Origin of the sequence: Mycobacterium paraffinicum, assembly GCF_001907675.1 — a bacterium.
Taxonomy (GTDB): domain Bacteria; phylum Actinomycetota; class Actinomycetes; order Mycobacteriales; family Mycobacteriaceae; genus Mycobacterium; species Mycobacterium paraffinicum_A.
Genome location: NZ_MPNT01000029.1, coordinates 46006 through 70760, shown reverse-complemented (window position 1 = coordinate 70760; position 24755 = coordinate 46006). Strand labels below are relative to the sequence as shown.

Annotated in this window: 17 protein-coding genes and 1 pseudogene; 12 read left to right on the top strand and 6 right to left on the bottom strand. The window is 67.5% G+C overall.

Features of this window, described 5'->3' with window-relative positions:
- Positions 1-4: 4 nt before the first annotated feature.
- From BRW65_RS24075 to ag85C, 7 genes and pseudogenes are all read left to right on the top strand, one after another.
- Entirely contained in the window at positions 5-436 is a 432-nt protein-coding gene (locus BRW65_RS24075; protein ID WP_073878870.1) for an MmpS family transport accessory protein, read from the top strand.
- Positions 433-3351, top strand: coding sequence for an RND family transporter (locus tag BRW65_RS24070; RefSeq protein WP_073878866.1), 2919 nt, complete (start codon positions 433-435; stop codon positions 3349-3351). Before BRW65_RS24075 ends, BRW65_RS24070 begins: the two co-directional genes overlap by 4 nt.
- A gap of 25 nt (positions 3352-3376) precedes the next feature.
- Positions 3377-3874: a metallophosphoesterase family protein gene (locus tag BRW65_RS24065; RefSeq protein ID WP_073878864.1), complete on the top strand. Its 498-nt coding sequence runs from the start codon at positions 3377-3379 to the stop codon at positions 3872-3874.
- 57 nt (positions 3875-3931) lie between these two features.
- Positions 3932-4390: a MarR family winged helix-turn-helix transcriptional regulator gene (locus BRW65_RS24060; protein ID WP_073878862.1), complete on the top strand. Its 459-nt coding sequence runs from the start codon at positions 3932-3934 to the stop codon at positions 4388-4390.
- Complete coding sequence (locus tag BRW65_RS24055; RefSeq protein ID WP_073878860.1) at positions 4387-5211, top strand: ATP-binding cassette domain-containing protein; 825 nt, start codon at positions 4387-4389, stop codon at positions 5209-5211. Before BRW65_RS24060 ends, BRW65_RS24055 begins: the two co-directional genes overlap by 4 nt.
- Positions 5201-6020, top strand: a pseudogene (locus BRW65_RS24050) (ABC transporter permease). Before BRW65_RS24055 ends, BRW65_RS24050 begins: the two are co-directional and overlap by 11 nt.
- A gap of 224 nt (positions 6021-6244) precedes the next feature.
- The gene (gene ag85C / locus BRW65_RS24045; protein WP_073878858.1) at positions 6245-7294 is read left to right on the top strand and encodes a diacylglycerol acyltransferase/mycolyltransferase Ag85C; all 1050 of its coding nucleotides are present in this window, start codon (positions 6245-6247) and stop codon (positions 7292-7294) included.
- 62 nt (positions 7295-7356) lie between these two features.
- On the opposite strand, the gene BRW65_RS24040 is transcribed toward ag85C, so the two are convergent.
- The 4 genes from BRW65_RS24040 to BRW65_RS24025 form a co-directional block, all read right to left on the bottom strand.
- Positions 7357-8046, bottom strand: coding sequence for a YoaK family protein (locus BRW65_RS24040; RefSeq protein ID WP_073878856.1), 690 nt, complete (start codon positions 8044-8046; stop codon positions 7357-7359).
- Positions 8047-8084: 38 nt separating this feature from the next.
- The gene (locus BRW65_RS24035; RefSeq protein ID WP_073878854.1) at positions 8085-9434 is read right to left on the bottom strand and encodes a maltokinase N-terminal cap-like domain-containing protein; all 1350 of its coding nucleotides are present in this window, start codon (positions 9432-9434) and stop codon (positions 8085-8087) included.
- A gap of 82 nt (positions 9435-9516) precedes the next feature.
- Positions 9517-11289: a maltose alpha-D-glucosyltransferase gene (gene treS / locus BRW65_RS24030; RefSeq protein ID WP_073878899.1), complete on the bottom strand. Its 1773-nt coding sequence runs from the start codon at positions 11287-11289 to the stop codon at positions 9517-9519.
- A 121-nt stretch (positions 11290-11410) separates the two neighbouring features.
- Entirely contained in the window at positions 11411-12469 is a 1059-nt protein-coding gene (locus tag BRW65_RS24025) for a S1C family serine protease (RefSeq protein ID WP_073878851.1), read from the bottom strand.
- A gap of 143 nt (positions 12470-12612) precedes the next feature.
- Here BRW65_RS24025 and BRW65_RS24020 point away from each other — a divergent pair, with 143 nt between their 5' ends.
- Entirely contained in the window at positions 12613-13026 is a 414-nt protein-coding gene (locus BRW65_RS24020) for a TIGR03668 family PPOX class F420-dependent oxidoreductase (protein ID WP_073878849.1), read from the top strand.
- A 165-nt stretch (positions 13027-13191) separates the two neighbouring features.
- The gene (locus BRW65_RS24015; protein WP_073878847.1) at positions 13192-15348 is read left to right on the top strand and encodes an elongation factor G-like protein EF-G2; all 2157 of its coding nucleotides are present in this window, start codon (positions 13192-13194) and stop codon (positions 15346-15348) included.
- Between the two features lie 4 nt (positions 15349-15352).
- On the opposite strand, the gene BRW65_RS24010 is transcribed toward BRW65_RS24015, so the two are convergent.
- A complete protein-coding gene (locus BRW65_RS24010; RefSeq protein ID WP_244168184.1) occupies positions 15353-16927 on the bottom strand; it encodes a FadD7 family fatty acid--CoA ligase in 1575 nt (524 codons plus the stop codon).
- Positions 16928-17198: 271 nt separating this feature from the next.
- Here BRW65_RS24010 and oxc point away from each other — a divergent pair, with 271 nt between their 5' ends.
- Positions 17199-18929: an oxalyl-CoA decarboxylase gene (oxc, locus tag BRW65_RS24005; RefSeq protein ID WP_073878843.1), complete on the top strand. Its 1731-nt coding sequence runs from the start codon at positions 17199-17201 to the stop codon at positions 18927-18929.
- Here the strand turns inward: oxc and BRW65_RS24000 are convergent.
- Entirely contained in the window at positions 18913-19845 is a 933-nt protein-coding gene (locus BRW65_RS24000; RefSeq protein ID WP_073878897.1) for a LysR family transcriptional regulator, read from the bottom strand. The two genes, oxc and BRW65_RS24000, sit on opposite strands and share 17 nt — an antisense overlap.
- A 396-nt stretch (positions 19846-20241) precedes the next feature.
- On the opposite strand from BRW65_RS24000, the gene BRW65_RS23995 reads away from it, so the two are divergent.
- A complete protein-coding gene (locus BRW65_RS23995) occupies positions 20242-20997 on the top strand; it encodes a L,D-transpeptidase (RefSeq protein WP_073878895.1) in 756 nt (251 codons plus the stop codon).
- A 141-nt stretch (positions 20998-21138) separates the two neighbouring features.
- Entirely contained in the window at positions 21139-24729 is a 3591-nt protein-coding gene (car, locus tag BRW65_RS23990; RefSeq protein WP_084187946.1) for a carboxylic acid reductase, read from the top strand.
- The last annotated feature ends 26 nt before the right edge of the window (positions 24730-24755 follow it).

Below are 24755 nucleotides of genomic sequence, written 5' to 3'. Positions count from 1 at the left end.
GTCAGTGTCCACGTTTCTTAGGCGGGCTTGGGTGCCGGTCCTCGTCGTGGGGGCGGTCGCCCTCGGCGGCGTCGCCGTCGACCGGCTCCGCGGCGTTTTCGGCTCGGACGCGATCTTCACCGCGACCGGCACCAGCGCCGAACCGCTCGAGCCCTCCCACATCAAGCGGGTGACCTACGAGGTGTACGGACCCAGCGGCACCACGGGAAGCGTGAGCTACCTGGACAAGAACGCACAGCCGGAACAAGTGGACTTCACCGACCTGCCATGGACCCTCACGGTCACGACGACGGTGCCTGCCGTCATCGCCAGCCTGGTGGCGCAAGGCAACAGTGACGACATCGGGTGCCGCATCACCGTCAACGGTGAACTCAAGGACGAGCGGTCGTCGGCCGGGCGGCACGCCCAAACCTCCTGTCTGGTCAAAGCCGGATGAACACCGAAAGCGACCCACGTCCGAGGTTCATGCGGTTCGTCCGCAGGTTCGCCGTGCCGATCCTGCTGGCATGGCTGCTGCTGACCGTCGCCCTGAATGTGCTTGTGCCGCCGATCGAATCGGTTGCCCGGAACCACGCGGTGACCATGTCACCGCAGGACGCGCCGGCGATGATCGCCGCCAAGCGCATCGGTGCGACCTTCCATGAATCGGATTCCGACAGCATCGCGATGATCGTCCTGGAGAGCGACAAGCAACTCGGTGACGAGGCGCGCAACTATTACGACGGCCTGGTACGGCAGCTGCAGGCGGATCCCAAGCACGTCCAGCATGTTCAAAACGTCTGGGGTGATCCGCTCACCGCGGCCGGCGTTCAGAGCCGCGACGGCAAAGCCGCCTACGTCCAGCTCAACCTGGCCGGCAACCAAGGCAGCACCCTGGGGAACCAGTCCGTCGACGCGGTGCGGAAGATCGTCGACAAGTCGGAACCCCCGCACGGGCTCAAGGTCTATGTCACCGGCCCCGCCCCGCTGACCACCGACATGAACGAGGCTGCCGACAAGAGCATGTTCAAGATGATGGGCGTCACGGGTGTGGTCATCATGATCATGCTGTTCATCGCCTATCGCTCGATCAGCACGGTGCTGCTGGTGCTCGTCATGGTCGGCTTCGAGATGGGCACGGCCAGAGGGCTTGTCGCGCTGTTGGGAAACTCTGGCCTATTGGGGTTCTCGACGTTCGTCGTTGCCATGCTGTCCTCGTTGGCGATTGCGGCGGGGACGGACTACGCGATCTTCCTGATCGGCAGGTACCAGGAGGCGCGCCAGGCCGGTCAGGATCGAGAAGCCGCCTATTACACGATGTTTCGCGGGACGTCGCACATCATTCTCGGCTCGGGCTTGACCATCGCGGGCGCCACCTTCTGCCTGCACTTGGCGCGACTGTCCTATTTCAAGGCGCTGGGCATACCTTCGGCGTTGGGGCTGCTCGTCGTCGTCGCGGGAGCGATGACCGCCGCGCCCGCCGTTGTGGCGGTGGCGAGTCGGTTCGGCTTGCTCGACCCGAGGCGGATGATCAAGACGCGCGGGTGGCGACGCATCGGCACCGCCACCGTGCGGTGGCCCGGCCCGGTTTTCGCGGCCTCGCTGGTCATCGCGATCGTCGGCATCCTGATCATGCCGAGCATGAAGGTCAGCTACAACGACCGCTACTACATACCCGGCAACCTGCCATCGAACGTCGGATACGCCGCCGCGGAGCGCCACTTCAGCGCCGCCACAATGAATCCCGACATCCTCATGATCGAAAGCGACCACGACATGCGGAACAGCGGCGACATGATCATCCTGGATCGGCTCGCCAAAGAAGTCTTCGCCTCCCCCGGCATCGCGATGGTGCAAAGCATCACCCGGCCGCTGGGCGGCCCGATAGAGCACACGTCCATACCGTTCCAGATCAGCGCCCAAGCCATTCCGATCCGGCAGAACCTGCAGTTCATGAAGGACCGCACGGACGACATGCTGAAGATGAGCGACGATCTGGGCGCCATGATCGCCTCGATGCAACGGATGCAGGGCCTGGTCGTGCAGATGAGCGGCGCGACTCATCGGATGGTCGGCGATATGCACGAGATGCAGGCCACCCTCGACGAGATGCGCGACCACCTGGCCGACTTCGACGATTTCGCGCGGCCGTTCCGTAGCTATTTGTATTGGGAGCCACACTGTTTCAACATCCCCGCATGTTGGGCTTCGAGGTCGGTGTTCGAGGCGATCGACGGCGTGGACAAGTTCAGCGAGGACATGAAGACGCTGATCAAAGACGTCGGCAACGTCGACGCGATCTTGCCGCGGATGGTCGCCCAATTCCCGCCGATCATCGCCGTCGCCGAATCGATGCGCGGGACCCTTCTCACGATGCACAGCAGCTTCTCCAGCCTGGTCACGCAGATGTCGCAGATGACCGACACGGCGAGCGCGATGGGTCAGGCCTTCGACGCCTCCCGCAGTGGCGACTACTTCTACCTGCCGCCGGAAGCGTTCCAGAATCCCGACTTTCAGCGCGGTCTCAAGCTTTTCCTGTCGCCGGACGGTAAGGCCGCGCGCTTCATCATCACCCACGACGCGGATCCGGCGACGCCGGCGGGCATCTCGGCGGTGCTGCCGGAGCTGGCCGCCGCGCATCATGCGGTGAAGGGGACGAACCTCACCGGCGCCAAGTTCTATCTGGCCGGGACGGCGGCCATCTACCGCGACATCCAGTCGGGCTCCCACTACGACCTGCTGATCGTGGGGCTGGCGGCGCTCACCCTGATCTTCGTCGTCATGCTGATCATCACCCGCGCGCTGGTCGCATCGACGGTAATCGTCGGCACGGTCCTGCTGTCGCTCGGCGCCGCATTCGGGCTCTCGGTGTTGGTCTGGCAACACCTGTTCGGCCTCGAATTGAACTGGATCGCACCGGTGTTCGGGTTGATCATCCTGCTCGCCGTGGGGTCCGACTACAACCTGTTGCTGGTGTCGCGCTTCCAGGAGGAGATCGGCGCCGGGCTGCGGACCGGCATCATCCGCTCGATGGGCGAGACGGGTGGCGTCGTCACCTCGGCCGGCCTGGTCTTCGCCTTCACGATGATGTCGATGGTCGCCAGCGACCTGCGCTCGATCGGCCAGGCCGGCAGCACGATCGGCCTCGGCCTGCTGTTCGACACGTTGATCGTGCGCTCGCTGATGACGCCGTCGATCGCGGCGCTGCTGGGCCGGTGGTTCTGGTGGCCGATCCGTGTGCGGCCCCGCCCGGCCAGCTCCATGCTCCGGCCGTTCGGTCCGCGCCGCCTGGTTCGCTCCCTTCTCCTCGGTGAGCAGACCGAGGCGCCCAGCGCCCAACCCGTCAAGGCCATGGCGTCGACGGTCGGCTGAAAAGCCGTTGGCGCAAGATGGGGCTGTGCGGCTGTTGCTGATTTCCGACACCCACGTTCCGAAACGCGCCCGCGACCTGCCCGCGCGGGTATGGGACGAGGTGGACGCGGCCGACGTCGTCGTGCACGCCGGTGATTGGGTGGCGCCCGACCTGCTCGACGAACTCGAGCGCAGGTCGGCCCGGCTGGTGGCGTGCTGGGGAAACAACGACGGTCCCGAACTGCGTGCTCGGCTGCCCGAGCGGGCGGAGGCGACCCTGGCGGATGTGCGGTTCACCGTGGTGCACGAGACCGGTGCGGCGGCCGGGCGGGAAGCCCGAATGTCGCGGCTGTATCCCGACACCCAGGTCCTGGTGTTCGGGCACAGTCACATCCCCTGGGACAGCCGCACCGACACCGGGTTGCGCCTGCTCAATCCCGGTTCGCCGACGGATCGCCGCCGCCAGCCCCACTGCACCTACATGACCGCCCACGTCGACGACGGGGCCCTGATCGACGTGGTGCTGCATCGCATCCCTAAGTAACGGGTACATACCTTCTGCACAGCTTCCCCACATAAATAGCTCGGCTACAGAGGTATTATGGAAAAGGTGCAGGTAACGACGGATGTGGTCACCGACGTGTTTCGCGTTGTCGGCAGGTTTCGCCGGCAGCTGCGACGCGCGGCCGGGCGTGGCTTCGACGCGTCGGCGTTGACCGAGTCGCAGTCCGAGCTGTTGTGGCTGGTGGCCCGGCAACCGGGCACGTCGGTCAACGCGGCCGCCGCCGAGCTCGGGCTTGCCCCCAACACGGCGTCGACGCTGGTCTCGAAATTGGTCTCCGCGGGACTGCTCGTGCGGACCGTCGGCGACCCGGACCGCAGGGTCGGCCGGCTGCACCTGGCCGAGCCGGCTCAGGAGATCGTCGACGCGTCTCGGGCCGCGCGGCGGGCGGTGCTGGCCGAGGTGCTCGCGGAGCTCGACGACAACCAGATCGAGTCTTTGACAAAAGGATTGGAGGTCATCGAGATGATGACCCAGACATTGCAGGAGCGACGATGAGCGGTTCACTGCCGATGGCGGTCGACGGCAGGCACCTGACCTACCGGTATGGCCAGTTCACCGCCGTCAACGACGTCACGTTGCAGGTGCGGCCCGGCGAGACCATGGGTCTGCTCGGCCCGAACGGCGCCGGGAAGACGACCATGGTCCGAATGATCACCACGCTGGCACCGGTGCAGCAGGGCGAGTTGCGGATCTTCGGGCTCGACGCCCGCCGCCAAACCACCGACATCCGCAGCAATATCGGCTATGTGCCGCAACAACTCTCGATCGAGCCCGCATTGACGGGCCGACAGAACGTCGAGTGGTTCGCGCGGCTCTACGGTGTGCCCCGGGCCGAGCGTTCGGACCGCGCAGAGCAGGCGCTGGCCGCGATGGACCTGCTGGAAGTGGCCGACCGGCTGGCGGCGGCCTACTCCGGCGGGATGGTCCGCCGTCTCGAGGTGGCGCAGGCGCTCGTCAACCGCCCGTCGCTGCTGGTTCTCGACGAGCCCACTGTCGGGCTGGATCCGATCGCACGCGACGGCGTCTGGACGCAGGTGCAGAAGATGCAGGCGCAGTTCGGGATGACCGTGCTGCTGACCACCCACTACATGGAGGAGGCCGACGCGTTGTGCGATCGGGTCGCCCTGATGCACCGCGGGGAGCTGCGGGCGGTGGGTACACCCGCCAAGTTGAAGTCGACGGTGTCGCCGCACGCGACCCTCGAGGACGTGTTCCGCCATTACGCCGCATCGGACTTGGCGGACGAATCGACCGAGTCGGAGGGTACGTTGCGCGAAATCCGTTCCGCCAGAAAGGTTGCGCGCCGTGTCGGTTGACAGCGCTATGCCAGGGACGCTGGTCCGCGCGCCACGCGGATGGCAACGCGTGGGCGCCCTTGTCAGCCGTATCGGCGCGTTCGCGATCGTCGAGCTGCAGAAGTTGCAGCACGACAGGACCGAGCTCGTCACCCGGATGGTGCAACCGGCGCTGTGGCTGCTCATCTTCGGGACCACCTTCAGCCACCTACACGTCATCCAAACCGGCTCGGTGTCCTATCTGGCCTTCCTGGCGCCGGGGATCATCGCCCAGTCCGCGCTGTTCATCTCCATTTTCCTATGGGATACAGATCATTTGGTATCGCGACGCCGGTGTCCTGGCCAAGCTGATGGTGACGCCCGCGCCCGCGTCGGCGTTGGTCACCGGCAAGGCATTCGCTGCCGGCGTGCGCTCGGTCGCCCAGGTGGTCGGCGTGATGGCATTGGCGTATCTGATGAACGTCGGCCTGACGGTCAACCCGCTGCGAATCGTGGCGGCCATGGCTGTGGTCATGTTAGGTGCCGCGTTCTTCGCGTGCCTGTCGATGACGCTGGCCGGCCTGGTGCGCAACCGCGATCGGCTGATGGGAATAGGCCAGGCCATCACGATGCCGTTGTTCTTCGCCTCCAACGCGTTGTACCCGGTCGACGTCATGCCGGCGTGGCTGCACGTGTTGAGCCGGGTCAACCCGCTCAGCTACGAGGTCGACGCGTTGCGCGGCCTGCTCATCGGCACGCCCTTCAACCCGATGGACGTTGTCGTGCTGGTGGTGGCGGCCGCGCTCGGAATCGCCGCCGCGTCAAGGCTATTGCGCCGCCTCGTCGCCTAGCGTGTTAGCCGACGCGTCGGTGGTTAGGAACCGCATCGCGCGGTTTCGATAGGCAATCGTGACCCGAATGCAACGATTCCCGGCCGACTCCCAATCGTTAGCCAACCGCGATCTGAAGCTGCGGCCCTGACAGGCGATTCGCCCCCCACCCCCGTGTTTCACTGCCCAGCGAAGGGATTCGACCGCGGCACGCGGCAAACGAAAGTTGGGATGGGTAGAGAGCTATGAAGTTCTTGTCAGAGTTGCGGAAGTTGCGTGGCGCCGCGGCAGCCATGCCGCGCCAACTGGCGGTCGCGGCTGTGGGGGCTGCCCTGATGTCCGGCCTCGTCACTGCCGTCGGCGCCTCGGCCACCGCGGGGGCGTTCTCGAAGCCGGGTCTTCCGGTGGAATACCTCGAAGTGCCGTCACCGTCGATGGGACGCAACATCAAGGTCCAGTTCGAGGGCGGCGGACCCCACGCGGTCTACTTGCTCGACGGCCTGCGCGCCCAGGACGACTACAACGGCTGGGACATCAACACCCCGGCCTTCGAGGAGTTCTACCAGTCCGGCCTGTCGGTCGTGATGCCGGTCGGCGGCCAGTCCAGCTTCTACAGCAACTGGTACCAGCCGTCGTCGGGCAACGGTCAGAACTACACCTACAAGTGGGAGACGTTCCTGACTCAGGAGATGCCGCTGTGGCTGCAGGCCAACAAGCAGATCTCGCCGGCCGGTAACGCCGCGGTGGGCTTGTCGATGTCCGGCGGCTCGGCCCTGATCCTGGCCGCCTACTACCCGCAGCAGTTCCCTTACGCTGCTTCGCTTTCGGGCTTCCTCAACCCGTCCGAGGGTTGGTGGCCGACGCTGATCGGGCTGGCGATGAACGACTCGGGTGGCTACAACGCCAACAGCATGTGGGGACCGTCCACCGACCCGGCGTGGAAGCGCAACGACCCGATGGTCCAGATCCCGCGGCTGGTCGCCAACAACACCCGGATCTGGGTCTACTGCGGCAACGGGACCCCGAGCGACCTGGGCGGCGACAACATGCCGGCCAAGTTCCTGGAAGGCCTCACGCTGCGCACCAATCAGCAGTTCCAGAACAGTTACGTGGCCGCCGGCGGACGCAACGGGACGTTCAACTTCCCGGCCAACGGGACACACTCGTGGCCGTACTGGAACCAGCAGTTGGTCGCGATGAAGCCCGACATCCAGCAGGTGCTGCTGGCCAGCAACACCACGGCCCAGCCGGCTCAGCCGGCTCAGCCCGCGCAGCCGGCCCAACCGGCCGCCTGACACCCTCCGAACCAGCATCGGCAGTAGCGCACCGGTCAGCGCTACTGCCGATGCTTTTGGGTTCAGTCCAGCAGGGCGCGGCGGTCCTGGTGGAAGTACGTGTAGCCAGTTGTCAACGCGCACACCGACGAAGCGACCACCAGCATCCACGTTCCGTTGACCGCCAGGCTGATCAAGCCGCCGACCGTGGCGCCCAGCACGAAGCTGGCGAACAGCAGAAAGTAGCCGAGCCAGTCGGCCAGCGTTCCACCTGCGATGTGGCGTTCGATGCCCTGGCCCATTTTGACCAGCGTTCCGGTCACGTAGCTCAGCGGAACCGAGACCTCGCCGTCTTTGACGAATGACGTGTTCAATGCGCCAATGCCGAACGCCACCAGCGTGATCGGCGCGAAGTCGAGGAAATTTTCCGCCCATCCCTCGTCGAGGACGTCCACCGCGGTGGCGGCGAACAGGCTGAAGGTCGTCAGCACGGTGGGGCCGTGCGGGTGCGCCACCCAGAAATGCCGCCGGCACACCGACGCGACGACGACGCCTCCGACGAAGCACACGATCAACAGTCCCGCGCTGACGGAGAGCAGGACATCGCCCCGGAAGTATCCGAGTGCGGCGCGCTGCGCGTTGCCGGTCATGAAGGTCACGAAGTAGCCGGCGGAGTGCGTGAAAGCCGTTGCCCCCAGCACACCGGCCAGGGCGGCCAGCACCCAGGACAGCCGCGCCTCGCTGTCGAAGATCTCCTTTTTCACACGGGCCATGGTTCCAGACGCCCGCGTTCGTCGCAGATCAGAGTTTGCTATGAGGCGGTGAGCCGGGCGATGGAGCGTAGCGGGATCGGCAACCAGCCGGGCCGGTGCCGGGCCTCGTAGCCGGCCTCGTACACGGCCTTGTCGAGCTCGTAGGCGGCCAGCACGTCAGCCGCACCCCGCGGGTCGGTTCCCGACGCGGCGGCGTAACCCTCGCAGAACGCGGTCCTGTTGCGTTCGACCCACTCCCGGGCGCGGGCGGCCAGTTGCTTGTCGGTCGCCTGGTCCACCAACGGTCCGTACGCGGCGTACTCGAAGGACCGCAGCACACCGGCCACGTCGCGCAACGGTGAATCGGGCGCACGGCGCTCGTCGAGCGGCTGCCCCGGTTCACCCTCGAAGTCGATCAGCAGCCAGGTCTCGGGAGTGCGCAGCACCTGACCGAGGTGCAAGTCGCCGTGCACCCGCTGGACGGTAATCGTCTGATCGGAGAGCTTGGCGAACCGCTCCTCGATGGTCGGCGCGTACTCCTGCAGCTCGGGCACCTTCGCCACGGTCGAGGCCAGCCGCGCCAGCATGGTGTCGACCGGGAACGCCGACTCCGCCGTTCCGAGGGACTCGGCCAGCGTGGCGTGCACCGACGCCACGGCCTCACCCAGCCGGCAGGACTCGCCGGCGAAATCGCCCCCCACCTCGTGGGCGTACAGGTCGCCCTCCGCGAACAGGTCGCGGACGCTGGCGGTGGCCATGGCCCACCCTTCGGCGGCGTTGGACGCGAACTCGGTCACCATGCCGAGCGGCCACGCCTCGTCCGCCGCACCGTCCGGGCCGGCCAGCTCGTAGGTGCCGAGCAGCCGGGCCACGTGCGGGTTGCCGGCGCGGCCCAGCGCCCGGTTCAGTTCGATGTCCGGGTTGATGCCGCTGCTCACCCGCCGAAACGCCTTGAAGATCGCGGCGCGGTCGAAGATCACGCTGGTATTGCTCTGCTCGGCATCGGAGACGTGCGGCATGGCCTCCAGCGGCAGCTCAACGCCGGGCTCCTTGACGAAGCGCACCTGGGTGCCAACCTCGGTCAGAACGGCCGACGAATCGATGAGCGACAACAGAAACCGTGGCGCGTCGGTGTCGTAGAGGGCGTCGAAGCCCGTGCGGTCGCCGGCGGCGCCGATCGTGGCGACGGTGCTGTACTCGGAGACCGGACCGGCGTCCCATTGCACCATCACCTGGTAGCGCTCGGACGAGCCGTCGGCGTAGTGCGCGTCGACCAAGACCAGGTCCAGGTCGTCGCGGAGCGGCACGACCACTGCGGCCTCGGCGGAGGTGAGCTCCCGGTTACGGCCCGCGTACCAGCGTTGCTGGGGCAGCCAATCCGACCAGGGCAGCTTGGCAGGCTGTGTCATGAGCGCCGCTCTCCCCCGTCACGCGTGGCGGCTGGGGGGACCCCCACCCCACCGCTTCCGCTCTGCATCGTCGTGGCGCGAGTCATGCGTCCTCCTCACATGCAGTCAGCTGGAACCAGTAGAAACCGTGTCCGGGCAACGTCAGCAGGTAGGGCAGGTGCCCGATCCGCGGAAATTCGACATGCCCGGTCAGCTCCACCGGCGTGCAACCGCTCCAGTGCTGCAGGTTCAGTTCGATCGGCTGCGGGAACCGCGACAGGTTGTTGACGCACAACACCGTGTCGCCGCCGCCGGGCACCTGGCGCACGAACGCCAGCACCGACGGGTTGGAGCCCCCCAACTCCTCGAATGTGCCGATGGCGAAGGCCTCGTGGCGGCGCCGCACGGCCAGCATCATCCGGGTGAAGTTGAGCAGCGACGTCGAGGTGTCGCGTTGGGCCTCGACGTTGACGGCTTGATAGCCGTAGACGGAATCCTGGCTGGCCGGCAGGTAGAGCCGGCCGGGGTTGGCCTTGGAGAACCCGGCGTTGCGGTCCGGTGTCCACTGCATCGGGGTGCGCACGCCGTCGCGATCGCCCAACCAGATGACGTCGCCCATGCCGATCTCGTCGCCGTAGTACAGGACCGGCGAGCCGGGTAGCGACAGCAGCAGGGCGGTGAACAGCTCGATCTGGTTGCGGTCGTTGTCCAGCAGGGGCGCCAGGCGGCGCCGGATTCCGACGTTCGCCTTCATCCGCGGATCCTTGGCGTACTCGGAGTACATGTAGTCACGCTCTTCGTCGGTGACCATCTCCAGCGTCAGCTCGTCGTGGTTGCGCAGGAAGATTCCCCATTGCGCCATGTCGGGGATTTCCGGCGTCTGCGCCAGGATCTCCGAGATCGGAATGCGGGACTCGCGGCGTACCGCCATGAAGATGCGCGGCATCAGCGGGAAGTGGAACGCCATGTGGCATTCGTCGCCGCCGGTGGTCGGGTCGCCGAAGTACTCGACCACGTCGGCCGGCCACTGGTTGGCCTCGGCCAGCAGCACCCGGCCCGGAAACTCGTCGTCGACGACCTTGCGGACCCGCTTGAGGAAGGCGTGCGTCTCGGGCAGGTTCTCGCAGTTGGTGCCCTCCCGCTCGAACAGGTAGGGCACGGCGTCCAACCGGAACCCGTCGATGCCCAGACCGAGCCAGAAGCGCAGCACGTCGATCATGGCTTCCTGGACGGCCGGGTTCTCGTAATTCAGGTCCGGCTGATGCGAGAAGAACCGGTGCCAGTAGAACTGTTTGCGCACCGGGTCGAAGGTCCAGTTGGACTCCTCGGTGTCGACGAAGATGATGCGGGCGTCGGTGTACTTCTCGCTGGTGTCGCTCCACACGTAGTAGTCGCCGTACGGGCCGTCGGGATCGTGCCTCGACTCCTGAAACCAGGGGTGCGAGTCCGATGTGTGGTTCATCACGAGGTCGGTGATCACCCGGATGCCCCGCTCGTGCGCGGCGTTCAGCAGCGCGACGAAGTCATCGACGGTGCCGAAATCGGGCAGCACCTTGTAGAAGTCCCGGATGTCATACCCGCCGTCGCGAAGCGGCGAGTCGTAGAACGGGGGCAACCAGATGCAGTCGATGCCGAGCCACTGCAGGTAGTCCAGGCGACCCAACAGTCCGCGCAGGTCACCGGACCCGTCCGCGTTGGCATCGAAGAACGCGCGGACCAGCACCTCGTAGAACACGGCGTGCTTGAACCAGGTCGGATCGGTGGGTAGCGCGGCGGCGTTGTCGAAGTCGTCGGAGTCGGGGTGCTCGACGACACCCCCCTCTACGTGACTTCCTCCCCCGGGATGGTGCTCGACAGCTTCTTGTGCGTCGTTCATCAAATCCACGATGCCACGGGTACCCGAGGCGCGACGTTCGAAATCACGCCTACTGACATGAGACCAATCACCCCCGGCGTCAAGCGAATTGAGCGCCAGTCAGGTATCGTCCGCGCGGGCGTCAGGCTGGAGGTCCTTCCGCCAGCGTCACGTTGGTGGTGCGGTCGCCGCCCGCCGCGGCGCGGTAGTGCACCGCGATCGTGTCGCCGGGGTGGTGCGGGATCAGCACGTCGGTCATCGAGGTGGCGCCGGTGATCGGGACGCCGTCGACCCCGGTGATGACGTCACCGGGGGCGATGCCGGCCCCGGCCGCCGGACCGGTGTTGACCACCCGTTCGACGCGTGCGCCGTTTCCGTTGTCGGTCACGCCGAGCCCGAGGAACGCGGTCGGGCCGATGTGCACGGTGTTGGAGCCGGCGCCGGACCTGATCTGGCCGGCCACGCCCATCGCCCGCCCGATCGGGATGGCGAAGCCCTGCCCGCCGCCCGACATCTTGTAGTTCTCGGTGGCGGCGGTGTTCACGCCGACGACCTGCCCGGCGTTGTTCACCAGCGGGCCGCCCGAGTCGCCGGGCCGAATCGGGGTGTCAGCCTGGATCAGCCCACCCAGCGACTCGTTGGCGCCGGTCAGCGTGTCGGTGGCGGAGACCGACTGGTTGAGCGCGATGACCTTGCCGGATACCGCGCTGGGCGTTCCGCCCTGGCCACCGGCGTTGCCCATCGCGACGACTGGCTCGCCCACGGAGACCCCGCCGCCGATCGCGGCGGTCGGGAGGCCGGCCGCGCCGCGGAGCTGCAGCACCGCGACGTCCTGGCTGCGGTCATAGCCGACCACGTCGACGGCGTACGTCTGGCCGTTGCCGACGTCGAACGCGCTGATGTCCGTCGCGCCGGAGATGACGTGATTGTTGGTCAGTACGACACCGTTGGGGTCGATGACGATGCCGGTGCCGGCACCCACCGCGTTGTTGTAGCCGAACTTGGTGTTGATGTTGACCACCTGGGGTCCAACCTGGCCGGCCAACGCCGCCGGGTCGAGGGGAGCCCGCGGCGCGGTGAACGGCGATGCGGCCGCCGGCGCCGTGCCCAAACCCAAGCCCAAACCGAAGCCCAGCCCGACCACAGACAGCACGCTGACCAACCATGACCGCCAGACCGAGCGGTGGTGCGATTTGCTCATCCCGTCACCCTTCCTGCTTCACGGTAAACACCGAACTGTCCCGGCCTTGCGGTTCTGGGCGGCACAATCGTGTGTGTATAACCGTAATGCAGGTAGCTATTCATGGCAGTAACAAGGTTGCGTTCGGCGCCTAGGCTGACACCGTGGGCGAATTCGACCCCCAGGCCAGGTTGACGCAATCCCCGGTGGCCCGGCTGGCCACCAGCACGCGCGACGGTCTCCCCCATCTGGTGCCGGTGGTCTTCGCGGTCGCGCCCTCGACCGACATGGTGTACACCGCCGTCGACGCGAAACCCAAGACCACGCGGCGGCTGCGGCGGCTGGCCAACATCGAGCAGAACCCTCGCGTGAGCCTGCTGGTCGACCACTACGCCGACGATTGGACGCGGTTGTGGTGGGTTCGGGTCGACGGTGCGGCCACCGTTCACTCCGACGGGCCGGCGATGGAGTTCGGATACCGGCTACTGCGCGCCAAATACCCTCAGTATCAATCCGTTTCGTTGAACGGGCCGGTGATCGCGATCGCCGTGCGCCGGTGGTCGAGCTGGCACGCCTGACGGGAAGCGCCCCGCCGCCGAGCGGCCGACGAAATTGTGGCCGCCCTGTGGCCTTGTGTTGGGCCGCGGTTGGGGGAAAAGTTGCTTCTGGAAGCTGTGTGAGCTAGGACACACCGCGCTGGGCGCACCCTCGGCGACGCGGCCAGGGAGAACTGGAGGAACGTCATGGCGGACAAGGCGAATGCTTCCCAGGGCGCGGCCGCCCCCACCGCGAACGGACCGGGCGATGTGCGCAACATCGTCCTGGTGGGGCCGTCCGGCGGCGGCAAGACCACCCTGGTCGAGGCGCTCTTGGTCGCCGGTGGGGTGCTGACCAGAGCGGGCTCCGTTACCGACGGCAGCACGGTCTGCGACTACGACGACGCCGAGATCCGCCAGCAGCGTTCCGTCGGCGTTGCCGTCGCCTCCCTGGCGCACGACGGCATCAAGATCAACCTGGTCGACACGCCCGGGTACGCCGATTTCGTCGGCGAGCTGCGGGCCGGCTTGCGCGCCGCGGATTGCGCGCTGTTCGTGATCGCGGCCAACGAGGGCGTCGACGAACCCACCAAATCGCTGTGGCAGGAATGCGACCAGGTCGGGATGCCGCGCGCCGTGGTGATCACCAAGCTCGACCACACCCGGGCCAACTACGCCGAGGCGCTGGCGGCCGCGCAGGACGCGTTCGGCGACAAGGTGTTACCGCTCTACCTGCCGATCGGCCTGCCGTCCTGCGAGGGGCTGATCGGGTTGCTGTCGCAGACGCGCTACCACTATTCCGACGGCAAGCGCACGGTGCAGCCGGCCGATCCGTCCGACGCCGAGGGAATCGAGGAGGCGCGCGGGACCCTGATCGAGGGCATCATCGAGGAATCCGAGGACGAGTCGCTGATGGATCGCTACCTCGGCGGTGAGTCGATCGACGAAGCGGTGCTAATCGAGGACCTGGAGCGCGCCGTCGCCCGCGGCTCGTTCTTCCCCGTGATCCCGGTCTGCAGCGGCACCGGCGTGGGCACGCTGGAACTGCTGGAGGTCGCCACGCGCGGATTCCCGTCCCCGATGGAACACCCACTCCCGGAGGTGTTTACGCCGCAGGGCGCTCCGCACGCGACGCTGACCTGCGACCCCGACGCGCCCCTGCTCGCGGAGGTGGTGAAGACGACGTCGGACCCCTACGTCGGAAGGCTCAGCCTGGTCCGGGTGTTCGCCGGGACCATCAGGCCCGACACGACGGTTCATGTGTCGGGCCATTTTGCGTCGTTCTTCGGCGCGGTCAACGGGAACGGCAGCACGCACCCCGACCACGACGAAGACGAACGCGTCGGCGTCCTGTCGTTCCCGCTCGGCAAGCAGCAGCGCCCCGCCGCGGCCGTGGTGGCGGGCGACATCTGCGCCATCGGCAAGTTGAGCCGGGCCGAGACCGGCGACACCCTTTCGGACAAGGCGGAGCCGCTCGTACTGAAACCATGGACGATGCCCGAACCGTTGCTGCCGGTGGCGATCCAGGCGCACGCCAAGACCGACGAGGACAAACTGTCGGTCGGGCTGGGCCGGCTGGCCGCCGAGGACCCGACGCTGCGGATCGAGCAGAACTCCGAAACCCATCAGATCGTGTTGTGGTGCATGGGCGAAGCGCACGCCGGCGTCGTCCTCGATGCGCTGGCCAACCGGTACGGCGTCACCGTCGACACCGTGGAGCTTCGGGTGCCGCTACGAGAAACCTTCGGCAGCAAGGCAAAAGGGCACGGCCGCCACGTCAAGCAGTCGGGCGGGCACGGCCAATACGCGGTGTGCGACATCGAAGTGGAACCGCTGCCGGAGGGCTCCGGATTCGAGTTCGTCGACAAGGTGGTCGGCGGGGCGGTGCCCCGGCAATTCATCCCCAGCGTGGAGAAGGGCGTGCGCGCGCAGATGGAAAAGGGCGTGCACGCCGGCTATCCCGTCGTCGACATCCGGGTGACCCTGCTCGACGGCAAGGCCCACAGCGTGGACTCGTCGGACTTCGCGTTCCAGGCGGCGGGCGCCTTGGCGCTGCGCGAGGCGGCCGCGGCGACGAAGGTGAGCCTGCTCGAGCCCATCGACGAAATCGCGGTACTGGTGCCCGACGACTTCGTCGGCGCGGTGATGGGCGACCTGTCGGGCCGGCGCGGCCGGGTGCTCGGCACCGACACCGCGGGGCACGAACGCACGCTGGTCAAAGCCGAGGTGCCGCAGGTGGAGTTGACGCGCTACGCGATCGACCTGCGTTCGCTGGCCCACGGGGCCGCGTCGTTCACCCGCGCCTTCGCCCGCTACGAACCCATGCCCGAGACCGCGGCCACCCGGGTCAAGGCCAGCGTCTGAACCGTCATGCCCGGCCGCCGAACTGCTCGGCGACGGCGCGGCGGTCCAACGAGCCCTTCGCGGTGTGCGGCAGCTCCGCCGCCTGCTGAAAGCTGGCCGGCACCTCGAACGGCGCCAGCCGGTCGCGGCCGAACGCCGCGAGCTCCTCCGCGGTCGGTGCGGCCGATCCCCGGGGAACGATCACCGCGGCCACCGCCTCGCCGTACAGCTTGTCAGGAACCCCGAAGACGGCGACCTCCAGCACGCCGGGATGGCTGGCCAGCACACCCTCGACGCGTTCCGGGGAGATCTTCTCCCCGCCCCGGTTGATGAGTTCCTTGATGCGGCCGCGGATGATCAGCTCGCCGGTCGCCGACAGCGTTCCCAGGTCGCCCGTGCGCAGCCACCCGTCGGTGAAATTGGCCGCCGTGATCGCCGGGTCGCCGAGGTAGCCCCGGACGACCGTGGGTCCCCGGAGCCAGACCTCGCCGACCTCTCCCGCCGGCACGGGCGAGCCGTCGGATCCGACGATCCGAATCTGCGGACCGGTTGATCGGCCGACGAGACCCGCTGTGGCACCGGGGTTTTCGGCGTGGCCTATTTCGGTTGTCGCCACCTGGTGGGTGGCCTCGGTCATGCCGAAGGCGCAGACCACCGGGGCGCCGAACGTGTCCTGCAGCTCTTGTGCCGCTTCGGCGGTCAGCGGCGCGCTGCAGCTACGGATGAACCGCAACGCGGCGTTGCCCCGTCGGTCGCTTCCGGCCCGCTCCAAGAGGATCTGGTGGATCGTCGGCACCGCCGTGTACCAGGTGGCGCGTACGGCGTCGATGTCGTCCCAGAAGGTGTGGGCCGAGAACCGTCCCCGCGCGGGCAACAACACCGAGCCACCCGACACCAGGGTCGCCAGCAGCGCGGCCAGCAGCCCGTGACCGTGGTAGAGCGGCATCACCGCCACCGTGGCATCGCGCGGCCCGAGGCCGTATCCGGCGATGATCGCCCGCACGGAGGCGGCGATGTTGCCCCGCGTCCAGGGGACCATCTTCGGCACCCCGGTGGTGCCGCCGGTGAACATGATCATGGCGTCGTCGTCGCGCAGACCCTCCGGCGTCGAAAAGCCTTGCGCCGGAGTTGCGGTCGCGGTCAAGCGCACCGTCGGGGGGCCCTCCGTAGCACCGACCGTGACTGCGAACGGCCACCACGGCAAGGCCGGTGCCCCTTCGTCGTCGGGCGCGTCGCCGTCGATGAGCACCGCCCTGGCCCCGACGGCCCCGCTGCGGGTGCGCTGCTCGCCGAGTGGCAGGGCCGGATCCAGCGGAACCGCAACGAGATCGGCCCGCGAAGCCGCCAGCAACCCGACGACGAATTCGGCGTTGCTTGCAGAGCGCAGCGCGACGCGGTCACCCGCCCGGAGCCCGGCCCGCCGCAGCTGCTCGGCCAGGTCGTCCACCAGCCGGACTAGGTCGCGGTAGCTGAGCGGTGTCCGCTCGGCGCTGACGACGAGGGCGGGCGCCTCCGGGGACCGGCGCGCCACCTCCTCGACCAGATTCGCGACGCGTGCACCTTCGGTCTCCGTCGACCCCGCGGCCTCCCTGCTGACCATCGCCTCAGACCCCATCGCTTCGCTCCCTTTCGCTTCGCCGTCACAAGCAACTGTTCGAACCATGCCGGGTGAGCCTCCCGCCCGTCCAATACCGAATCACTCACGACCGATAACCAACGGCTATCGACGCCGTGAAAACGGACTGGCCAGCGCCGATAGACGCCGTGAATCGCGGCATAGCGACCCCGTCTTGGACACCCGCCGGGCGGCGGCGTCAGAGTAAGGGCGCAGGCTGTACTTCACCTCCGACCAGACGTGAGGAGTCACCACCATGACCGCAGTTTCGGCATCTGCAGGCCAAGCGCGGGGGCCCGCGCGGCTGATCGACGGCTTCCACCTGGTGGTGGAGGCGCTCAAGGCCAACGACGTGGACACCGTCTACGGGATCGTCGGCATCCCGATCACCGACCTCGCCCGCGTCGCACAGGCGTCCGGCATCCGCTACATCGGGTTCCGGCAGGAGACTTCCGCCGGCAACGCGGCGGCGGCCGCCGGATTCCTCACCCGCCGGCCGGGCGTGTGCCTCACGACGTCGGGCCCCGGTTTCCTCAACGGGTTGCCGGCGCTCGCCAACGCCACCACGAATTGCTTCCCGATGATCCAGATCTCCGGCTCCAGCAATCGGGCGCTGGTGGATCTGCAGCGCGGGGACTACCAGGACATCGACCAGCTGAACGCCGCACGGCCGTTCGCGAAGGCCGCTTACCGGATCAACCGGATCGAAGACATCGGGCGCGGCGTGGCGCGTGCCATGCGCACCGCGATCTCCGGCCGCCCCGGCGGCGTATACCTCGACATCCCCGGTGACGTGCTGGGGCAAGCCATGGACGCCGCGGCCGGCGCGGAAACCGTCTGGCGGATCGTCGACCCAGCGCCTCGGCAGCTGCCGGCACCCGAGGCGGTCGAGCGCGCGCTGCGGGTGTTGGCGCGAGCGGAGCGACCGTTGATCGTGCTTGGCAAGGGGGCGGCATACGCCCAGGCCGACGACGTGATCCGCGAATTCGTTGAGGCCAGCGGCATTCCGTTCCTGCCGATGTCGATGGCCAAGGGCCTACTGCCGGATTCGCACCCGCAGTCCGTGGCGGCCGCGCGCTCGCTCGCGGTCGCGCGCGCCGACACGGTGTTGTTGGTCGGTGCCCGGCTGAACTGGCTGCTCGGACACGGGGATTCGCCGCAGTGGTCGGCGGACGCCAAGTTCATTCAGGTTGACATAGCGCCGGCGGAATTCGACAGCAATCAGCCGATCGCGGCGCCCCTGGCCGGTGACATCGGCTCGGTGATGACGGCGTTGCGCGACGGCTTGGCCACCCACCCCGTCACCGTGCCCGCGCAATGGATCGAAGAGCTGGCCGAACGCACCGCCCGCAACGACGCAAAGATGCGCGAGCGGCTGGCCGAAGACCCCCGCCCGATGCGCTTTTACAACGCGCTCGGCGCGATTCGCGCTGTGTTGCAGGACCACCCGGACGCTTACGTGGTCAACGAGGGGGCCAATGCGCTGGACCTCGCCCGCAACGTCATCGGCATGGACGTACCGCGGCACCGGCTGGACACCGGCACCTGGGGCGTCATGGGCATCGGCATGGGCTACGCGATCGCCGCCGCCGTCGAGACCGGCCAGCCCGTCGTCGCGATCGAGGGGGACAGCGCGTTCGGCTTCAGCGGCATGGAAGTCGAGACCATTTGCCGCTATCGCCTTCCGGTGACGGTGGTCATTCTCAACAATGGTGGCGTCTACCGCGGTGACGAGACCGCCAACGGGTCCGACCCGGCACCGACCGTGCTCAACGCGCGGGCGCGTCACGAGCTGATCGCGGAGGCCTTCGGGGGCAAGGGATATCACGTCACCACCCCCGCGGAGTTGCGCTCGGCGCTATCCGAGGCGATTGCCTCCCGCGCGCCGGCGATCATCGACTGTGAGCTCGACCCGGCGGCGGGCGTGGAGAGCGGACATCTGGCGAGCCTGAACCCGGCCAGCAAGGCGATCAGCGCCGGTGGGTGATGCGCGACAGCTGCGCTTCGAAGAACTCGTTCAGCGACAGCTGCGCGGCCGACGCGGTGAGCGCCCGGGCGATCGGCGACCCCGGGCCGGCGGAATTGGTGGCCAGGGCGATGTCCGCCGTGAGCTCTGGGTCGACCATCTGAAGCGCGCGGACCTCCGGGCCCAGCGGCGACGTCCACAGCCAGGTGTGTGGCACGATGCACGCCCAATTGCCCGCGGCCACCTGCGCGAATAGCGAAGCGACGGAGTCGGTTTCGACTTGCGGGGACACCTCGATGGCGTGGTCGGCGAAGGCCTTGTCGATGATCTGGCGGTCCCGCATGTCGGCGGTCAGCAACGCCAGCGGCAGCTGCGCGGCCTCCGGCCACGTCATCGTCGATGCGGCGGACCCCAACATGTCCGCTGGAGACAGCAGCACATAGTGCTCCCGGTACAGCGGCACCAGGTTCACCTCATGGGCCTCGTCGGGCTCCGCATGCACGATCGCCGCGTCCAGTTCGAATTCCCGCAGCCGACGGTACAGTTCGGTGCCTGCCAGCCGGGAAAGGATGTGCACCTTCGCCAATGGGTGCTCCGAGCAGAACGCCGAGAGCACCAGAGACGCTGTCGTGGAGGCGGTGGGCACCGTCCCCAACCGGAGCATGCCGGTGATACCGGAGCGCACCGCATGCACCTCGGCCTTGAACGCGTCGTGCTCGGCGAGAATCCGCCTGGCCCACACCACCAACCGCTCCCCTTCGGGCGTGAGGCCCTCGAAGCTGTGGCCGCGATTGATCAGCGTGACGTTCAGCTCCCGTTCCAGCTTGGCGATCGCGGCGGAGAGCGCCGGTTGGGAGACGAAGCACTTCTCGGCCGCGCGGGCGAAGTGCCGCTCCTGCGCGACCGCGACGAAATACTCCAGCTGACGGAAGAGCACCCGCACCTCCTCGGCCTGAAGGAGTTTTGCCGAGGCTAACGCGTCACCGGTGCCCCGGCCAACCAGCGGGCCGACGAGGACACTCGGCGAACGGCGACGGCGAGGGGGCGGCGAACTCGGCCACCCGCCGAAAACGACTGCGCTGGTGAGTAACCGCCCCAACGGCGGCAACCGCTGCAAAAGCCGGCCGTTTATCTCCCTCTGATTGTGGTAATTCTCGTCAGACCGGGCCAGGGCCTGCCATGACCGAGCACCCATCAACATGGCGGAATCCAAGCGATGATCGGATCGCTACCGCGGAGCGGCGAACCCCCCAAAGTTTGCTGAAAGCGGCAGCGCCGGGACAGCCAGTAGAATAATCTGGTGTTTATCGCACCATACCGAAGGGTGGACGCCATGCGCCGCGGTGTTCGTTATCTGTTTGTTATGGTCGCGATCACGACACTGAGCCTCGTCGGAGCGACCGGCCGAAGCCACGCCGCCATTCCGACACCCCAAGCCGTGCCCCGCATCGCCGCGGTTTTGCCGGCCGACGGCGCGGTGGTCGGGGTCGCCCACCCGGTGGTGGTGACATTCACCGCACCCGTCGGCGACCGCGCCGCCGTCGAGCGGTCCATCCACGTCACGTCGCCGAGCAACACGCCGGGACACTTCGAATGGGTCAAAGACGACGTCGTGCAGTGGGTGCCCAACCAGTACTGGCCTCCCCACACCCACGTCTCGGTCGGGATCCAGGCCCTCACCACGGGATTCGACACCGGTGACGCGCTTCTCGGCGTTGCCAGCATCTCCGGTCACACCTTCACCGTCAGCCGAAACGGCGAAGTGCTACGCACGATGCCCGCTTCGATGGGCAAGCCCAGCCGGCCCACGCCGATCGGCAACTTCACCGCGCTGGAAAAGGAGCGCTCCGTCGTGATGGATTCGCGGACCATCGGCATCCCGCTCAGTTCGCCCGAGGGATACAAGATCACCGCGCAGTATGCCGTCCGTGTCACGTGGAGCGGCGTCTACGTCCACTCCGCACCCTGGTCGGTCGATTCCCAGGGCTACGCCAACGTGAGCCATGGCTGCATCAACCTAAGCCCCGACAACGCCGCCTGGTACTTCAACCAGGTGAACGTGGGCGATCCGATCCAGGTCGTCGCCTGATCCTGGCCCCGCCGGCACCCTTTTGAACAGCGGGTGGTCGTCGCCCGCCTCCCCGTGTGACAACCGTCACAACGATTGAACGGAAGACTGGCCCGCGGCGGTGAGTTCCGGTAGAGCGAAGATCCGAGCGGGAGGCTACTCATGAGCGGTGCTGCGGAGCACGAAGAATCGACCGCTGAGGGTGCGAGCGGGCCGGTGCGCGAGCGGGTAGCCGGCCGAATTCGCCGACTGGACGCCGAGGACGAGCAGTTCCGGAGCGCAAGGCCAGACCCGTCGGTCCAGCGGGCGGCGCGCCAACCCGGGCTGCGGCTGACCGAGATCCTGCAGACTTTCGTCGATGGTTACGCCGATCGCCCGGCATTGGGGTGGCGGGCTCGCACGTTGACCACCGATTCCGAAAGCGGCCGCACCACTGCGCAATTGCTCCCCCGGTTCGAGACCATCAGCTACCGCGACCTGTGGGCCAACGTGGGAGCGATCGCCACCGCCTGGCGGCACGACAGCGCTGACCCGGTGATGCCTGGAGACTTCGTCGCCACACTCGGTTTCGCCAGCGCCGAGTACCTGACCCTGGACCTGGTGTGCGGGTACCTCGGGCTGGTCGCGGTGCCGCTGCAGCACAACGCGGCGGCGTCTCGGTTGCGGCCCACCGTCGCCGAGGTCGAGCCGCGTGTGCTCGCGGCGGGCGCCGGCTACCTGGACCTGGCCGTCGAGGCAGCGCTGGGCAGCGCGTCGTTGCGGCGCCTGGTGGTCTTCGACTACTCCCCCCAAATCGACGATCAGCGTGAGGCTTTGGTGCGTGCGCGGGCGAAGCTTTCGGCCTCCGGCATGTCGGTGACGATCGAGACGTTCGAGGAGCTGATCGAGCGCGGCCGGACCCTGCCGCCCGAGCCCGCGTACGCCGGCGACCCCGACGAGCGGCTGGCGATGATCATGTACACATCGGGCAGCACGGGGCTGCCCAAGGGCGCCATGTACACCGAGCGCATGCTGTGCAAGCTGTGGACCAGCGCGCTGATGCCCGACTTCGCGGACACGCCGGTGTTCAACGTCAATTTCATGCCGCTCAACCACCTCGGCGGGCGCATCCCGCTGTCGACGGCGTTCCAGGCGGGCGGCACCAGTTACTTCGTGCCCGAGAGCGACCTGTCCACGCTGTTCGACGACTGGAACCTGGTGCGCCCCACCGAAATGGGCTTGGTGCCCAGGGTGGCGGAAATGCTGTACCAGCGCTACCAGAGCGCGGTCGACCGGCGGGTCGCCCAGGGAGCCGATGCGGAGTCCGCGGAAGCCGAGGCGCGGACCGAGTTGCGCGAACGGGTCTTGGGCGGACGCATCGTCACCGCATTCTGCGGCACCGCACCGCTGGCAGCCGAGATGAGGACCTTCGTGGAGAGTTGCCTCGATGTCCACGTCCTCGACGGCTACGGGCTGACCGAGGTCGGAATGGTCACCAAGGACGGCCGGATCGCTGCGCCCCCGGTACTGGACTACAAGCTCATCGACGTTCCCGAACTGGGTTACTTCCTTACCGACAAACCCTTTCCCCGCGGCGAGCTGCTGGTCAAGTCGCTCACGGCCACACCCGGATACTTCAAGCGCCCCGACGTCACCGCGAACGCCTTCGACGCGCAGGGCTACTACCGGACCGGCGACGTGATGGCCGAGTTGGAACCGAACCGGCTCGCCTACGTTGACCGACGCAACAACGTATTGAAGCTCGCCCAAGGCGAATTCGTCGCGGTCGCCCGCCTCGAGGCCGTGTTCAGCAGCGCGGCGCTGGTTCGCCAGATCTTCGTCTACGGCAACAGCGAACGCCCCTATCTGTTGGCCGTGATCGTGCCGACCGCCGACGCGCTGGACCGGTTCGCCGCTGACGCCGACGGGCTCAAGACCGCCCTGCACGAATCCCTGCGCCAGGCAGCCAAACTCGCCGAGCTGCAGTCCTACGAGGTGCCGGCCGACTTTCTCGTCGAGGTCGAGCCGTTCAGCGAGGACAACGGGCTGCTGTCCGGCGTCGGCAAGCTACTGCGGCCGAAGCTCAAGGAGCACTACGGCGAGCGGCTCGAGCAGCTGTATGCGGACTTGGCCGCCAATCGGGTGACCGAGTTGCGTGCGCTGCGTGAGGGAGCGGCGGACCGGCCGGTCATCGACACGCTGTCCCGCGCGGCCGAGGCGTTGCTTGGGCTCGTCGGCGGTCCGCCCGAACCGGACGCCCTGTTCGTCGAACTCGGCGGGGACTCCCTGTCGGCGTTGACCTTTTCCAACCTGCTGCAGGACATCTTTGATGTCGAGGTGCCGGTGGGAGTGATCATCGGTCCGGCCACCGATTTGGCTCAGCTCGCGGATTTCGTTGAGGCCGAACGTCAATCGGAGTCGCGGCGCCCGACGTTCGCGTCCGTGCACGGAAGGCACGCGACCGAGGCCCGCGCGGCCGATCTCCGGTTGGACAAATTCCTCGACCCGAAGACCCTGGCCGACGCACCGACGTTGCCGCGGGCCACCGGCACACCGCACACGGTGCTGTTGACTGGCGCCAACGGCTACCTCGGACGCTTCCTGTGCCTGGAATGGCTGGAGCGACTCGCCGAGACCGGCGGACGACTCGTCTGCATCGTGCGCGGCACCGATGCCGCGGCGGCCGGCAAGCGGCTCGAAGATGTCTACCGCAGCGGTGATCCACATCTGGTCGATCGATTCCGCGAATTGGCAGCCGATCACCTCGAGGTGATCGCGGGCGACATCGGCGAGCCGAACCTGGGGCTGGATCAGGCGACGTGGGACCGGCTGGCCCGCAACGTCGACATGATCGTTCACCCGGGAGCGCTGGTCAATCACGTGTTGCCGTACGACCAGCTGTTCGGACCCAATGTTGTTGGCACCGCGGAAATCATCCGGCTGGCGCTCACCGCGCGCATCAAACCGGTGACCTATCTGTCGACGGTCGCGGTGGCGATGTCCGTCGATCCGGACGAGTTCATCGAAGACGGCGATATCCGCGCGATCAGCCCGGTGCGGCCGATCGGATCCGGCTATGCCAACGGGTACGCCAACAGCAAGTGGGCCGGAGAGGTGCTGCTGCGCGAGGCGCACGACCTGTGCGAGCTGCCGGTCGCCGTCTTCCGGTCCGACATGATCCTGGCCCACAGCCGCTACGCCGGACAGCTGAACGTGCCGGACGCCTTCACGCGGTTGATCTTCAGCCTGCTGGTCACGGGCATCGCACCGTCGTCGTTCTACCAGGCCACCGCCACCGGCGACCGGGCCCGCGCCCACTACGACGGCCTGCCCGCGGACTTCGTGGCCGAGGCGGTGACGACGCTCGGTGAGCAGCTCGCGACGGCCGCCGACGGGGCGGGGCCGTCCGGGACGTTCCACTCCTTCGACGTGATGAACCCGCACGACGATGGCATCTCCCTGGACGTGTTCGTGGACTGGTTGATCGCCGACGGTCACGACATCCGGCGGATCGAGGATTACGACGAGTGGCTGCGACGATTCGGTACGGCGCTCCGGGCCCTGCCGGACAAGCAGCGGCAACAATCAGTGCTGCCGTTGCTGGATGCCTACCGCCAACCGGAGAGGCCGCTGCGCGGGGCCCCGGCTCCGACCGATGTCTTCCGCGAGGCGGTCCAGGCGGCCAAAATCGGTGCGGATAAGGATATTCCGCACCTGTCGGCCGACTTGATCGCCAAGTATGTGTTCGACCTGAGGTTGCTTGGCCTGGTGTAGCGGCTCGGCGGGCAATGGGGTACCCG

Coding starts and splice junctions, on each gene's coding strand:
- BRW65_RS24070 (WP_073878866.1), top strand. CDS start 433: ATGAACACCGAAAGCGACCCACGTCCGAGGTTCATGCGGTTCGTCCGC.
- BRW65_RS24060 (WP_073878862.1), top strand. CDS start 3,932: ATGGAAAAGGTGCAGGTAACGACGGATGTGGTCACCGACGTGTTTCGC.
- BRW65_RS24055 (WP_073878860.1), top strand. CDS start 4,387: ATGAGCGGTTCACTGCCGATGGCGGTCGACGGCAGGCACCTGACCTAC.
- ag85C (WP_073878858.1), top strand. CDS start 6,245: ATGAAGTTCTTGTCAGAGTTGCGGAAGTTGCGTGGCGCCGCGGCAGCC.
- BRW65_RS24040 (WP_073878856.1), bottom strand. CDS start 8,046: ATGGCCCGTGTGAAAAAGGAGATCTTCGACAGCGAGGCGCGGCTGTCC.
- BRW65_RS24035 (WP_073878854.1), bottom strand. CDS start 9,434: ATGACACAGCCTGCCAAGCTGCCCTGGTCGGATTGGCTGCCCCAGCAA.
- treS (WP_073878899.1), bottom strand. CDS start 11,289: ATGAACGACGCACAAGAAGCTGTCGAGCACCATCCCGGGGGAGGAAGT.
- BRW65_RS24025 (WP_073878851.1), bottom strand. CDS start 12,469: ATGAGCAAATCGCACCACCGCTCGGTCTGGCGGTCATGGTTGGTCAGC.
- BRW65_RS24015 (WP_073878847.1), top strand. CDS start 13,192: ATGGCGGACAAGGCGAATGCTTCCCAGGGCGCGGCCGCCCCCACCGCG.
- BRW65_RS24010 (WP_244168184.1), bottom strand. CDS start 16,927: ATGGTCAGCAGGGAGGCCGCGGGGTCGACGGAGACCGAAGGTGCACGC.
- oxc (WP_073878843.1), top strand. CDS start 17,199: ATGACCGCAGTTTCGGCATCTGCAGGCCAAGCGCGGGGGCCCGCGCGG.
- BRW65_RS23995 (WP_073878895.1), top strand. CDS start 20,242: ATGCGCCGCGGTGTTCGTTATCTGTTTGTTATGGTCGCGATCACGACA.
- car (WP_084187946.1), top strand. CDS start 21,139: ATGAGCGGTGCTGCGGAGCACGAAGAATCGACCGCTGAGGGTGCGAGC.